Origin of the sequence: Streptomyces sp. CA-210063, from assembly GCF_024612015.1 — a bacterium.
In the GTDB taxonomy this organism is placed as follows: Bacteria; Actinomycetota; Actinomycetes; order Streptomycetales; family Streptomycetaceae; genus Streptomyces.
In genome coordinates, this window is record NZ_CP102512.1 from 10,516,606 (window position 1) to 10,529,746 (window position 13,141).

General features: G+C 69.1%; 13 protein-coding genes and 2 pseudogenes. 8 read left to right on the forward strand and 7 right to left on the reverse strand.

What is annotated here, in order from left to right:
* Nucleotides 1-140: 140 nt before the first annotated feature.
* Nucleotides 141-1,049 (reverse strand): hypothetical protein, encoded by a 909-nt coding sequence (locus tag JIX56_RS45830; protein ID WP_257551588.1) that lies wholly within the window; start codon nt 1,047-1,049, stop codon nt 141-143.
* Here JIX56_RS45830 and JIX56_RS45835 point away from each other — a divergent pair.
* A pseudogene (locus JIX56_RS45835) lies at nt 954-1,260 on the forward strand (hypothetical protein); the annotation flags it as partial. The gene JIX56_RS45830 and the pseudogene JIX56_RS45835 sit on opposite strands and share 96 nt — an antisense overlap.
* A gap of 117 nt (nt 1,261-1,377) precedes the next feature.
* Here JIX56_RS45835 and JIX56_RS48255 read toward each other — a convergent pair.
* Together JIX56_RS48255 and JIX56_RS45840 are read right to left on the reverse strand one after the other, a co-directional pair.
* Entirely contained in the window at nt 1,378-1,542 is a 165-nt protein-coding gene (locus tag JIX56_RS48255; protein ID WP_443032090.1) for a helix-turn-helix domain-containing protein, read from the reverse strand.
* A gap of 432 nt (nt 1,543-1,974) precedes the next feature.
* Nucleotides 1,975-3,465: an alpha/beta hydrolase family protein gene (locus JIX56_RS45840; protein ID WP_257550156.1), complete on the reverse strand. Its 1,491-nt coding sequence runs from the start codon at nt 3,463-3,465 to the stop codon at nt 1,975-1,977.
* A 421-nt stretch (nt 3,466-3,886) separates the two neighbouring features.
* On the opposite strand from JIX56_RS45840, the gene JIX56_RS45845 reads away from it, so the two are divergent.
* Nucleotides 3,887-5,218: a sensor histidine kinase gene (locus JIX56_RS45845; protein ID WP_257550164.1), complete on the forward strand. Its 1,332-nt coding sequence runs from the start codon at nt 3,887-3,889 to the stop codon at nt 5,216-5,218.
* Nucleotides 5,215-5,877 carry a response regulator gene (locus tag JIX56_RS45850; protein WP_257550166.1) on the forward strand — a complete coding sequence of 221 codons (663 nt, stop codon included), beginning with the start codon at nt 5,215-5,217 and terminating at the stop codon, nt 5,875-5,877. Before JIX56_RS45845 ends, JIX56_RS45850 begins: the two co-directional genes overlap by 4 nt.
* A 244-nt stretch (nt 5,878-6,121) precedes the next feature.
* Here the strand turns inward: JIX56_RS45850 and JIX56_RS45855 are convergent.
* Nucleotides 6,122-6,920 (reverse strand): annotated as a pseudogene (locus JIX56_RS45855) (IS5 family transposase).
* A gap of 520 nt (nt 6,921-7,440) precedes the next feature.
* On the opposite strand from JIX56_RS45855, the gene JIX56_RS45860 reads away from it, so the two are divergent.
* The 3 genes from JIX56_RS45860 (at nt 7,441) to JIX56_RS45870 (ending at nt 8,876) form a co-directional block, all read left to right on the forward strand.
* Complete coding sequence (locus JIX56_RS45860; RefSeq protein ID WP_257550167.1) at nt 7,441-7,926, forward strand: hypothetical protein; 486 nt, start codon at nt 7,441-7,443, stop codon at nt 7,924-7,926.
* Nucleotides 7,927-7,993: 67 nt separating this feature from the next.
* The gene (locus JIX56_RS45865) at nt 7,994-8,440 is read left to right on the forward strand and encodes a GNAT family N-acetyltransferase (protein WP_257550169.1); all 447 of its coding nucleotides are present in this window, start codon (nt 7,994-7,996) and stop codon (nt 8,438-8,440) included.
* A 19-nt stretch (nt 8,441-8,459) separates the two neighbouring features.
* The gene (locus tag JIX56_RS45870; RefSeq protein ID WP_257550171.1) at nt 8,460-8,876 is read left to right on the forward strand and encodes a hypothetical protein; all 417 of its coding nucleotides are present in this window, start codon (nt 8,460-8,462) and stop codon (nt 8,874-8,876) included.
* A gap of 5 nt (nt 8,877-8,881) precedes the next feature.
* Here JIX56_RS45870 and JIX56_RS45875 read toward each other — a convergent pair whose 3' ends face one another.
* Together JIX56_RS45875 and JIX56_RS45880 are read right to left on the reverse strand one after the other, a co-directional pair.
* Nucleotides 8,882-9,067, reverse strand: coding sequence for a hypothetical protein (locus JIX56_RS45875; protein ID WP_257550173.1), 186 nt, complete (start codon nt 9,065-9,067; stop codon nt 8,882-8,884).
* Nucleotides 9,068-9,402: 335 nt separating this feature from the next.
* Nucleotides 9,403-10,083: an NAD(P)H oxidoreductase gene (locus JIX56_RS45880; RefSeq protein WP_257550175.1), complete on the reverse strand. Its 681-nt coding sequence runs from the start codon at nt 10,081-10,083 to the stop codon at nt 9,403-9,405.
* A gap of 113 nt (nt 10,084-10,196) precedes the next feature.
* Between JIX56_RS45880 and JIX56_RS45885 the strand changes: the two genes are divergently transcribed.
* A complete protein-coding gene (locus JIX56_RS45885) occupies nt 10,197-11,126 on the forward strand; it encodes an AraC family transcriptional regulator (protein WP_443032091.1) in 930 nt (309 codons plus the stop codon).
* Between the two features lie 219 nt (nt 11,127-11,345).
* Here the strand turns inward: JIX56_RS45885 and JIX56_RS45890 are convergent, their stop codons facing one another.
* Nucleotides 11,346-12,194 (reverse strand): helix-turn-helix transcriptional regulator, encoded by an 849-nt coding sequence (locus JIX56_RS45890; protein WP_257550179.1) that lies wholly within the window; start codon nt 12,192-12,194, stop codon nt 11,346-11,348.
* Between the two features lie 138 nt (nt 12,195-12,332).
* Here JIX56_RS45890 and JIX56_RS45895 point away from each other — a divergent pair, with 138 nt between their 5' ends.
* Nucleotides 12,333-13,115: an NAD(P)H-dependent oxidoreductase gene (locus JIX56_RS45895; RefSeq protein ID WP_257550181.1), complete on the forward strand. Its 783-nt coding sequence runs from the start codon at nt 12,333-12,335 to the stop codon at nt 13,113-13,115.
* Nucleotides 13,116-13,141 lie beyond the last annotated feature (26 nt).

Genomic DNA, 13,141 nt, shown 5'->3' on the forward strand with positions numbered 1-13,141 from the left:
GAGCCGGATTCGAGGCACGCCCCCCGGCATCGCACCAGGTGCCGAAACCGTCCACGGTCGCCTCGACCGGGGTCGGTGTCTCGCCGGCCGCGGAAGCCCAGTCGATCTGGTTCCTGACATGGCACCAGGAAGCCAAGGCGTCAGCGGTCACGGTACGGCTGCTCTCCGGTCAGGCCTACGGCAAGATCCTCGCCCACGGTGGCGACCAGGGGCCGTGACGGTTCCGTCCAGCTCTCGAACCGTCCACCGATCGCGGTCTCGACCGCGCCCTTCGCCCTTTCCGGCCCCATGCCCGTAGAAGAAAGGAACCACGTCAACACGGTGTGGCAGAGCCCGTACCAGCCGCATTCGGCACCCGTGCGGTCTACCACCACCGTCACCAGTCGGGTAGCCGCCCGTTCCAGGTGCCAGCTGCGCTCCTCGGCGTCCGCTCCGGTGGGCGGTGCCAACCGGGCGAACCGCTCGGCCAGTTCCTCCAGCCAGTCACGCCACTCCCGCAGCGACGCGATCACCTTGGCGGCCGTCGCTGCGGGTTCGCCTATCGAATGGGAGGCGCAGCACCAGCTGGTGACGATGCCACCACCACCGCCCTCGCCGACCGCCCAATGCCATCCGCAGGTCCACCGGCCGTATCGGGCTGCCAGAAGCACCGTGACCTCGGTGGTGAAACGATGATTCTCTTCCCACCCGGCACCGGCAGGCGGCACCATCGAGGCGATCACTGTGGCGACCTGAGAGGCCTCGTCATCGTCCCAGGCGAAAGCAACGAGATCGGGATCGACGGCAGACCACGGCAACCAGGCCGGAGCGAGCTCGTAATCGATGGCCGTGGTGTTCCTCCAGAACCGGGCAGGGCAGGACGTCTGAGCGATCGTGCCAGAGCCTCGCGGCGTTGTCATACAAGTTTCCGGCTCCGCCGGATCTACTTGCCACGTGCTCCTGCACGTCGACAAATCCTGTCCTGGATCCTCGAAGTGGCGGAACGGGCCGGGCCCCGCGACCCGGCCGCCGATGACTGCGGCGTGCCCATCGCAGCGTTCGCCCGCCACCGCGGCGAACTCCTCGACACACCCGTCTACGACGGCGCCTACGCCCGCGCTGCCGCCCTGGTGCACAACCTGGGCCGCTGCCGCTGCCGCTGCCGCTGCCGCTGCCGCTGCCGCTGCCGCTGGCTGGGGCGCTCCAACTGTGACCGTGGCCTGCGCCGCCGCCGTCATGTACCTGGAAGCCGGCAACATCCCCGTCAACCCCACTGGTGAGCGCGGCCGGTGTCGCCGAGCCCCCTTGCCAGGGACCCGGCACCGATGCCGGTGACTACACGCCGGCGTTGGGCGAGGAGGACGCCCAGTACGCGGCTGATGGGCCGACCCCGGGCCGTCAGCCGGCGCGGCGAGCCTGGTTGCTGGGTGATTCTCCGTACTGCCGCCGGAACGCACGGGCGAAGGTGCCGGGGTCGGTGAAACCGCTGGCCAGGGCGGCGTGACGAATCGTCGAACCGTCCGCGAGGAGACCGGCGGCGAACTCGAGGCGGACGCGCCGGATCTCGGCGGCCGGGAGATGCCGGCCTCGGCGAAGAGCGCCTGCACCGAGCGCACGGACAGGTGGAACTCGCTCGCCAGAGCGGCAACGGTGAAGTCCGCGTCACCGAACTCCTCGCGAACGCACCTGAGCATGGCCTCCGGCGCCAAGCGACGCGACGGTACGCCGGCGATGTCCACGGCGTGGCGCAGCGCCCGGCCCTGCTCGGCGGGCCTGCGTCGGTTCGCGGGGAGGTGGAGAGGGTTCCCAGGGAGATGCCCAGCAGCTCGGCGATAGTGGTGATCGAGCGGCCGGGGCCCAGGAAGGCTGCCTCACCACAGGCGACGTCTGGAGGGTCAGCCGCTCTGAACTACCGTCCGCGGCGGGGCCGCACCGCGGACCGCACTCCGGCCGGCGAGGGAACGGCCGTGCTGTCGGCTGCCGCGGCACAGCTGATCAGCGGCTGCTGCCCGGGTGGTAGACGCTGAGGTCGCCGTGGGCCGACAGGACGCCGGCCAGGTCACCGGGTTTGTGCCGCAGGGTGGTGTCCAGGAAGGCGAGAGTGGTTGCGGCGACGATGTGTGGGCTCTCGGTGCGGCCCGGGGAGCCGACGATCGAGGGCACGGGCGGCAGGTACAGGGGGCCGTCCATGAAGGTGAGGTGTGCGGCGCCGGGGATGGTGAGCCGGTAGCTCGTCACGGTGTTGAGCTTGAGGGCCTTGGTGAGGCGGGGTATGTAGCGCGGGTCGGTTTCGGGGGAGATGGCCTGGGTGAGCGCGAGCGTCGGCTGGTGGAGGGAGGGGGAGGTGGGGCCGTGGGGGTAGCCGTCCAGATCGATGACGGCGTCGAACCGGTGGTCCTGCCGGGCCGCCTGCAGGGCGGCAGCACCACCCATGGAGTGGCCGGTGACCGCGACCCGACTCGTGTCCAGGCGTCCGGTCAGCGGGCCGGCAATCTCACCTCGGCCCAGACGGTCCAGCTGGGTGAGGACGAAGCTGAGGTCGGCGGCCCGAACAGCCGTCCAGCCGGTCGACAGCGAGGCGTCCTTGTCCCGGTCGCCGGTGGAGGCGGTCTTGGTGCGAATCGTTCGGCCGTCGGTGAGGACGACGGCGGCGGAGTCGTACGGGTGGTCGAGGGCGGCGACCACATAGCCGTGGCTGGCGAGTTCTTCCGCCCAGGCGGTGTTCTGGGTGCGCACTCCGCCCGATCCGGGAGAGAACAGCACGACCGGGAACCGTCCGCCCCGGTCGGCCACCGGGGCGTTGAAGACCGAATGGGTGTGGGCACGCGGGACGCCGTCGACCAGGAAGCCAGGCAGGCCGACCTGCCGGGCGAGGGCGTCGGAAACGGTGCGCGCCTCGTGCTTCGTGCGTCCGAGGTACTGGGCCCGGTGCGTGCCTGCGGGGCTCTTCTGCGCGGGATACCAGAGCTGGACCACGACCGTGCGCCGGTCGTGCGGATCGGCGGTGAAGCCCTCGGGGCGGCGTGGGTCGGTCCACTGCACCACGCGGGTGCCGACGGCGAAACGGCCCGACGGTTCGGGGAACACGGGTACGGGAAAGGCCCAGGCGGCCGCCGGACCCGTGGCGATCAGGCCGACGCAGGCCACCGACCCCGGCAACGCCAGCCACCATCGGGCCCGCCACGCCGGCCGGGCGGTACGGCGTCGCAGCAGGGGAGAGAGGGCGAACGGCAACGCGGCGGCAGCGCCTGCCAGTACCGGCAGCATCTGCCAGCGGATCCCCACCGCACTCAGCACGATCGCGGACAGCACGAGAACCGCCCCCGCCGCGATCGTGACGCGTGGGCGGGCAGTGGGGGGAAGCCAGCGCGCCACCACCAGCGCGACGGCACCCAGCACGGCAAGAAATTCCAGAGGGGACATGTACAGCCCCGCGATGATCTCGGTCACCTGGCCATCGTCAGGGCGGGGCACGCGATGCCACATCGATCCCGGGTGGCCATCGCATGCAACGGGAGTCGCAATCCGAGGCATGTCCCCTGTGCGACCACAGTCGCATCCAGGCATCTCGCCTGTGCGACCGGAGTCGCAATCGAGCACGCCAGGTGAACGGCCGCTTTGCGACCGCGGACGGTAGCGGGACTCCTCCTGTGGTCGTACCTCGGCGCGGTGCCATCAGTCGGTGGACTCATGTGCTTCGCGAGCCCGCGGCCTACCGTGACAGGGCCGCGGTACACGCCGGGGAGCGCGGGTGTGCGCTCCTTGTACCCGAGTACCCGAGTACCCGAGTACCCGAGTACCCGAGTACCCGAGTACCCGAGTACCCGAGTACCCGAGTACCCGAGTACCCGAGTACCCGACTCGGCTCCGGCTGTGCGCGGAGGTGGCCCCTGCCGGTGCCACCACGATGCTGAATCGACAGGGACATGTGATGACCGAGGCGGCCGCAGAGCCGGGCCATGCCCACCCGGTGCGCTACCGGAACCGCGTGCGGCGGACGATGACGGCCGTACGGTTGACGCGGTACGCCGACCTGGCCTCCGTGCGAGCGGCGCGACTGGGGGGAGCCGCCCGGCGCTGGGGCCTCCGGCTGCCACCCATGGTGGGGGACTCGCTGTTGCCGGCGCTGCTCCTGCTCCACATCGTGACCACGCGCGCGCCGCACGAGCTCCCGGTGGCCGTGGCCCTCACCGCCGCCCTTGCGCTGCCCCTGGTGTGGCGGCGCCGGGCCCCGCTCACGGTGTTCGGCGCCGTGGCAGCCGCGGCCTTCGTCCAGTGGCTGATGGACGTCCAACTGCCGGCGGACATCGCCTTGTTGGTGGCGCTCTACACGGCGGCCGCGAACTCGGGCCGGCGCGGCACGCTTGTCGCCGGTGCCATCGTGGAGGGCGGGGCCCTGCTGGCCTGCCTGCGCTGGGCGACGGAAGGCGCATTCCTGACCCTCTTCGTCGCGGTGACCGCGATGGTCGTCGCCGCCGCCGTCCTGGGTGTGAATGTGCGGACCACGCGCGCCTACCTCGCGGCGCTGGAGGAACGGGCCGCACGCATGGAGCAACAACAGGACCAGCAGGCGCGACTGGCCGTCGCCGAGGAGAGGACCCGTATCACCCGGGAGATGCACGACATCGTCACCCACAACCTGTCCGTCATGGTCGCCCTCACCGACGCCGCCGTCTACGCGCAGCACCGGTCGCCCGACAAGGCCACCACCGCGATGCTCCAGATCTCCGAGACGGGCCGACAGGCCCTGACCGACATGCGGCGCTCATTGGGCATCCTGCGGACCGACGAACCGGACGCGGAGCGCCACCCGTTGCCCGGCATCGCACAACTGGAAACTCTCGCCGATCAGATGCGCGCCGCCGGGCTGCCGACCCGCGTCGAGGTCCAAGGCGACCACACGCACATACCCGCCACCGCACAACTGACCGTCTACCGCCTGGTACAGGAAGCCTTGACCAACACCCTCAAGCACACACCCACCGGTACCCACGCGAAGGTCCGGATAGGGTGCTCGACCGAGGCCGTCACAGTGGACGTCACCGACAGCGGCCCCTGCCCGCCACTTCCCGGCGCCACACCATCCGGCCACGGCACACCATCCGGCCACGGCATCCCCGGTATGCGCGAGCGCTCGGCCGCCTACGGGGGGAAGTTGCAGGCCGGACCGCTTCCGGGCGGCGGCTGGGGAGTCCATACCCGCCTCTTCCTCGGCGGCAGCGGAGCGGCGTCCGCATGACGATCCGCATCCTGATCGCCGACGACGAAGCGCTGCTCCGTATGGCCTTCAGCACGGTCCTGGAGGCCCAGCCCGACATGGCACCGGTCGGCGAAGCCGCGGACGGCATCCAGGCCATACGCCTCGCCCGGGAGCTGCGCCCCGATGTCGTCCTCATGGACGTCCGGATGCCCGGGACCGACGGGATCGAGGCGACGCGGCAGGTCATCCGGATCTCCCCGCAGAGCAGGGTGCTGATCCTCACCACCTTCGACCTGGATGAATACGCCTTCGCCGGACTCAACGCCGGAGCCTCGGGCTTCCTGCTGAAAAACACCAGGCCCGAGGAGTTGCTCACCGCGATACGCAGCGTGGCCGCGGGCGACGCGGTGGTCTCCCCGCGGATCACCCGCCGCCTGCTGGAGAACTTCCGCCCGCACATCCCCGACGGCAGCAGCGCCGACCGCGACGAGCGGCTGAGCCGGCTCAGCGCCCGTGAGCGCGAGGTGCTCATCCAGGTGGGCTGCGGCCTGTCCAACACCGAGATCGCGGCCACCCTGTACCTCGCGGAGGCGACCGTGAAGTCCCATCTGGGGCGAATCCTGCACAAGCTCGAACTCCGCGACCGGATCCAGGCCGTGATCTTCGCCTACGAAAGCCGCCTCATCCACCCGGCATGACGCCGCCGCCCGGAGCCAACGGCGATGTCCTCAGCCCCGAGCATCACCAGCGCTAGACGGTCGTCCGACGTAGCTATTGCGAGAAAGTGTGGTGCCGCAGTAAATGCCGGCTTTACTGCGGCGGAGCCTCACCGCGATCGGAGGTGAACCGTACGACGTGCCCCGCGACGAAGAGGGACGGCGCTGCTCTCCGCAGGGTGGGGGCCAGTTGGAAATCCCCGTCGGCGGCCATATAGAGATCATCTCATTTGGTGAGTCTGCGGTAGCAGATCAGGGTGCAGGCGATGCTGGTGAAGGCGAGGAAGTGGTCGGCCTTGCGTTCGTAGCGGCGGTGCAGACGTCGGCATCCGGCGAGCCAGGCCATGGTGCGTTCGATGGTCCAGCGGTGACGGCCGAGTCGTTGCGAGGTTTCGATGCCCTTGCGGGCGATGCGGTGCCGGATGCCTCGGCCGGCTAGCCAACGCCGCAGGTGGTTGTAGTCGTAGCCCTTGTCGGCGTGGAGTTGTGAGGTCTGCGCCGCCGGCGTCCCCGTCGTGAGCGGATCGGCGGTATGCCCTTCACCAGCGGAATCAGTGCCTGGCTGTCGTGCGTGTTCGCGCCCGAGATGCCGACGGAAAGGGGCAGGCCGGTCCGCTCCGTGATCAAGTGGATTTTCGACCCGTACTTGCCCCGGTCTACAGGATTCGGGCCTGTCAGCTCCCCCTTTTCAAGGCCCGCATGTTGACCGAGTCGATCGCACACCGGGACCAGTCCAACTCCCCGCGGGATCCCAGTTCGTCGAGGACCAGGCGGTGGAGTTTGGCCCACACCCGGGCCTTCGTCCATTCAGCGAATCGCCGGTGGGCCGTCGCACCGGACGGCCCGAACGAGGCAGTCGGCAACTGCTGCCACGTGCATCCCGATGTCGCCACGAAGACGATTGCGGCCAGCACTTCGCAGTCGCCGTGCCGGCGCCGGCCACCGCCCTGAGGCCGCGACGGCGCCTCCGGCACCACCCGTTGGAACAGTTCCCACAACTCGTCCGGCACCAGCCGCTCAACGATCCCTGCCACGACCGGCAGCTTACCCAGCCAAATGAGATGACGTCTTATGTGTTCAAAGAGGACGCACGCGCCCGCGGGGCACTGCCCGGCTGGGCCTCATAGCCATCGGCCGCCGAAAGCTGCCCAAACAGACTGGCACCCGGCCCGAAAAGTCTGTCCCCATGTCAGTGGCAGCGGCCACACTTGATCCATGACGCTTGACCGTGCCGATGCGGCACCGCCACTGCTGTCCCCTCCGGATCGGCGATCAACCCGATGCCGCTGCGCGTCCTCGACACCAACGCGCTGCTGGTCGAAGCCTGCGCTCTGGCCAAGACGTAGTTTCACTTGCTGAGTCGGCGGTAGTTGATGAGGCTGGTGGCGGTGGCGGTGGCGATGAAGGCGAGGATTCACCGCCGCAGGCGCTCTTCGCTATCAGCCGCAGCTGCCATACCCGGGGATACACTGCTCCGCTCCGCCCTGACTGGAGGTCACCTGAGTGTTCCCCGCACGGGTAGTTGCCGGTGCTCCGTTGGCTCTGATGATTCTCGCCCTGTCCGGCTGCTCTTCCCACTGGGGCTGCACCGACACGACTGCGGAGCGCGGTGAGGCGGGTGTCAGGGTGCAGGTCGAGGACACGTCTGGGCGGCCTCTCGGCGTCACCGCCGAGGTCGTTGACTGGCGCCTTGAGCCTCACCCGCAGGTGCCCTCCGAAGGTGACAAGGTCCACTTCCACTACCGCTTCGACGGCGCCGACGAGAGATTCGGCCCTGCAGTGGACGCCTGCGCGGTCGATAAGGAGCGCGTGGCGTTGGGGTGCCAGACGGTCTATTCCTCTGAGGCGTTCGGGCCGGACGGTGACCTCACGGGCGACGGCTGGCTCGCCGTCGAGCACCCTGAGCAGGTTGCCGGAGTGCTATTGATCCCCAATGACCAGTCCTACGACGGACGAACCTGCGAACAGGACGTCAAGGACGGTGGCGGGCCGCATCCTCCGGAACCAGCCGGCATGGGGGACAAACTGTAACGACCTAGTCCGCGACAGAGGACCGGGGGCAGGACGGGCTTCTGGAGCGAACTGACAGCATGAGCTCATGGACGATGCAGTGGACCTCGGCGAGTTCGTTGTGCGCCGCGCGAGTGAGTCGGAGTCGGACGCGCTGGTTGTGATCGACGCGGTCGCGGTCGAAGGTGACGTCGGGCGACAGGCGAGCATCCGCAAGTGGTGCCGGCAGGGCCTGGTGGTCGTAGCGGAGAACGCGTCTGGCCTGCTTGGCTACTGCGTGGTTGAGTACACGTTCTTCGAACAGGGCTTCGTCACCATGCTGATGGTGGCCCCATCGGCCCGCGGCAGAGGCGTTGGTCATCGGTTGCTGGACGCCGTGGCTGCCTCGTGCACGACCCCGAAGCTCTTCACCTCGACCAACGTTTCCAACCAGCCGATGCAGCGACTGCTCCAACGAGCAGGTTGGAGCCCGGTCGGCCTTCTCCACGGCCTCGATGAGGGCGACCCCGAGCTGTTCTACCTCTACCGACCGTAGACGGGGCGGATTCACCCCGTTGTGGGCCGACCTCGCCGGGGTACCGGAGAAGGTGTCGACGGCCGAAACCGACCGGACCGACCGGGTCGCCGTACGGCGGCAGTACATGGACCGGGCCATCCCCGAGTTCGTCGGCATCCCCGCCCCTACCGCGCCCTGCTGGACCACAGCCCATGCTGACGTGCACTGGGCGAACCTCTGCTTGCCTCTGCGGATCCTGGACTGGGAGGCATGGGGCCGCGCCCCTGAGGGGTTCGACGCGGCCACCCTCTACGCCTACATGCTGCTCCAGCCGGACACCGCCGCCCGCGTCCACGACACCTTCCCCCGTCCTGTGCAGCCAGGCCGGCCTCGCCGCCGAAGCGACCGTATGCGCCCAGCTGCTCCAGACCGTCGCTCGCGGCGACAACTTGATCCTCGAAGACCCGCTCCGTAACTGGGCTACCAAGCTCCGCCACCGCTGACCGAGCTCCCCGGACTGGCGCCGGCAGTCGCCCCCATGAGACAGCACATCTCGTCCTCATCGAGGACGAGCAGCCGCGCGGCGAGTTCCAGGTAGTCGCCGTCGTCGCGCGGGTGATCGGTGGTCGCGTCCCAGAGCTGGAGGAGACCGGCCGTACGGTCCATGGTGGGCGGGGTCGGTCCCGGTCGCCGGTGTACCCGGTCGGCTCGTAGTTCTCGTTGGTCAAACAGCCAGGCTCGCCCCACGGATATCGAGGGGTGCTTCGACCGCATCGACCAGGTGGCCCTGATGGAGGGCAGCTCAAGATGCCGTGGACGAAGCGGAGTTCGCATGGTCCGGCCTCGGCCCTTGGGCTTGCAGGCGTGGGTGCGTCCGGTCCCCGGCCAGTGCCTCGGCGTCGGCCGTAGCGGCTGGTGTGGCAGACCGTGGTGTGCTCGGAAGCGTTGCAGGCCAAGCATCAACCGGGCACCAGCCTGCAACGCCGCCGCTACCGTGGCCCTCAGACCACCACCGGTTCCGCCGTAAGGAACCCTTCCACGGCCTTCCCCGCGCGGCGGTCGAACTCGGTGTACTGCGCCTCGCGCTCGGCCCCCACGACCGCGTCCCCGACCAGCAGATTGCCCTCGGCGTCGAGGCGCTGCGGGCGCTCCTCGGCGTCGGGGAGCAGGGCGACGGTGGAGTGGGAGAACCCGCAGTAGTAGGCGATGCCCTCGCTCAAGTTGGTCTCCAGCACGGCCTGCATTCCCTCCGTGATGGGATCGTCGGAGGTGGCGCCGGCCAGACCCAGCCACAGCATGCGCTTGCCCGCCAGGCGAGACTTGCTGCGACCGTAGGCGAATCCGTAGTTCCACACGCGATCGATCCAGCCCTTGAGGAGGGCGGGCACACTCTGCCAGTACACGGGGAACACGGCGACGACGACATCGGCGTCGAGAAGGCGCTGCATATGGGCCCGGACTTCGTCCGAGTACGGCTTCTCCCGATTGCCCCAGTCAGGCTGGTCCGCCGCGTTCATCCGCGGGTCGAACCCCTCGGCGTGCAGGTCGAGCAGGTCGACGACGTATCCGGCGGTCTCGAGTTGCGCAACGGTACGGCGGGCGGTGTGCGCGGTGAGGGAATCGGTGCGGTGGTGCGCGATGACCACAAGGGCGGTTCCGGCTGCGCTGTCGAGGTGCGACATGGTCTCTCCTGGCTGGTCTCGGTCGGTTCTGCCAGTCCAGTAAACCCATGATCGATTGGATGATCCATGGGAGAAACGCTCCGCTGCATAGGAGTTCGTCTACGATGGCGCCCGTGGATCCTTTGAGTTCTCTGCTCAGTGGCATCCGGGCCGAGGGCTCGGTCGTCAGTCACGCCCTGCTGGAAGCGCCCTGGACCATTCGCTTCGCCGACGGCGCCCCGCTCACCATGGTGAGCGTGCTGCGCGGCGGCGGCACCCTGCTGCTGCCCGACGGTACCGAACAAGTGGTCGGCGTCGGCGACACGGCGATCGTGCGCGGCCCCGACCCGTTTCACCTCGCGGATCGGCCGACCTCCTGCAACCGCCCACACGTCGAGTACGAAATCGCCTGCTTCACAGAAGATGCCGCATGCACCGCCGAGGACCTCGGCGGCATCCGCTGGGGCAACGATCCGGACGGAGCGACCGCGCTGATCGTGGGCGCCTACCGCGCATCGGGCCATCGCCATCAACGACTGGTGCGCGCCCTGCCACCCGTACTGGTGATCAACGAGGACACCGAGGTTTGCGCCTGGCTGGAGACAGCCGCCGCCGACGCCGCCCAGCGCTCGGCCGGCTCGCAGGCGCTGATGGACCGACTCCTGGACTGGGCCCTGGTGTGCACGCTGCGCACCTGGTTCGAGCAGGCCGGCCCGGAGGCCCCCGACTGGTATCGCGGCCTGGCCGAACCGATCCTCGCCCCCGCCCTCCAAGCCTTCCACGCCCGGCCCTCCCAGACGTGGACGGTAGCGGCGCTCGCCGCCGAATCCGGCGTCTCCCGAGCGCTGTTCGCCAAACGCTTCACCGAGGTGATGGGCCGCCCGCCGCTGACCTACCTCACCGAATGCCGCATGGACGAGGCCGAGGCACTCCTGTCCGACACCGATTTCGCCATCGCTCAGATCGCCAAGTCTGTCGGCTACGCCGATGCCTTCGGCTTCAGCGCCGCCTTCAAACGCCATCGGGGCCTGAGCCCCAGTGTCTTCCGCGCCGCGGCGTCCTGACGTCCCACACCCCCGGGCAGCGGATGCCGCCGACTGCGCGAACTGGCGTCAACCGCTCCCTCACGCACAGCCGACCTTCGTCCGGCACTCCATGGCAGCGCAGCTGGGCCCTTCGTAAGGTCGACCCAAGCGTGTCACCAGCCGACAAAAGTAGGCCGGGGACCGGAAAGCCGTCACTGTTGAGGCGTTCCCGGCGGTGGGGGGGGGGCGTCGTTGAATTTACTCGCGGACCTGAGCGTTCACTGTGGGATGCGCGTCACCGCTGTCCGCGCCCAGGCGCGCGAGCAGGCGCAGCCCGTCCTCGGCGGGGCTGCCGGGGGCCGCGGACAGCACCAGCAGCTCCATGCCTGATTCGTCCGGTAGCGCGAAGTTCTCCTGGTGCAGTTCCAGCAGTCCGACCAGCGGGTGCCGGTACGCCTTGCGTCCATGTGCGCGGGCGCGCACGTCCGCGCGGGCCCAGAGACGGCGGAAGCGCTCGCTGCCCATCGCCAACTCGCCGATGAGCGAGGCCAGGCGGGGGTCCTCGGAGTATTTGCCGGCGGCCAGGCGCAGGTGGCCGACCACATCGAGGGTGCATTTCTCCCAGTCCGCGTAAAGGCCGCGCTCGGCCTCCTCAAGGAAGATGTGCCGGGCGGTGTTCAGACCCGGCATCTGCCGGCCATAGAGAAGCCCGGCGAGGCGGTTTCCGGCGAGCACGTCCAGGCGGTGGTCCATGATCAGCGCGGGTGCGTCGGCGACCAGGTCGAGGACGCGCAGCAGTTCCGGCCGGACACGCCCGCCCGGTGCCTTCGCGCGGCGGCGGCGCTGTCGGGCGAGCCGGTAGAGGTGTCCGCGTTCGGTCTCGTCGAGGCCGAGGACGCGGGCGAGCGCGTCGAGGACCTGCTCGGACGGCTGGGTCGCGCGGCCCTGCTCCAGGCGTACGTAGTAGTCGACGCTGACTCCGGACAGGTGCGCGACCTCTTCGCGGCGCAGCCCTTCGACCCGGCGGCGTCTGTCGGTGGCTATGCCGACGGCCGCCGGGTCGACCCGGGAACGCCGGGTCCGCAGGAAGCCCCCAAGATCGTCCATGCCTCAAGTATGGCCTCGGTGGTGCCCGTGAAGGTGGTCCTGCCGATACCAGGAAGTCCCGTCCGATGGAAGAGGCGCCCCTGAACGCCGGGTGCCGCGGCGCCCAGAATCGAAGGCACCCGATCCGAAGGAGTTCCCATGAAGACGCTGATCGTCTACGCCCACCCGGAGCCGAAGTCGCTCAACAGCTCGCTGAAGGACCTCGCGGTGTCCACATTGGAGACCGCCGGGCACGAGGTACGGGTGAGCGATCTGTACGCGATGGACTGGAAGGCGGTCGTGGACGCCGCGGACTACGGCCCCAACGCCTCAAGCCCGTTGAAGGTCGCCCTGGACTCGGGCCGGGCCTTCGACGCAGGGACGCTCACCCCGGACGTCCTCGCCGAACAGGAGAAGCTGCTGTGGGCCGACACGATCATCTTCCAGTTCCCGCTGTGGTGGTACACGATGCCCGCGATCCTCAAAGGCTGGGTGGACCGGGTGTTCACCTACCACTTCGCGTACGGCGTCGGTGAGCACAGCGACACCAGGTACGGCGAGCGCTTCGGCGAAGGCACCCTCGCGGGCAGGAAGGCTCTGCTGTCGGTGACCGCAGGCGGGCCGGAGTCGCATTACGCCGCTCGCGGGATCAACGGCCCCATCGACGATCTGCTGTTCCCGATCCACCACGGCATCCTCTACTACCCGGGCATCGAAGTGCTGCCGCCGTTCGTGCTGTACGGCACCGACCGGATGACCGGCGAGGACTACCCGGACGTCGCCAAGGCATGGGAGCAGCGCCTGCTCACCCTGGAGTCGACCGAACCGATCGCGTTCCGACGGCAGAACTTCGGCGACTACGAGATCTCCTCGCTGCACCTGAAGGAGGGACTGGAGCCCGCGGGCCGCACGGGCTTCGGGCTGCATGTGCGCGGCTACTGACTTTGTCGGCGTGATGTCGTAGCTGA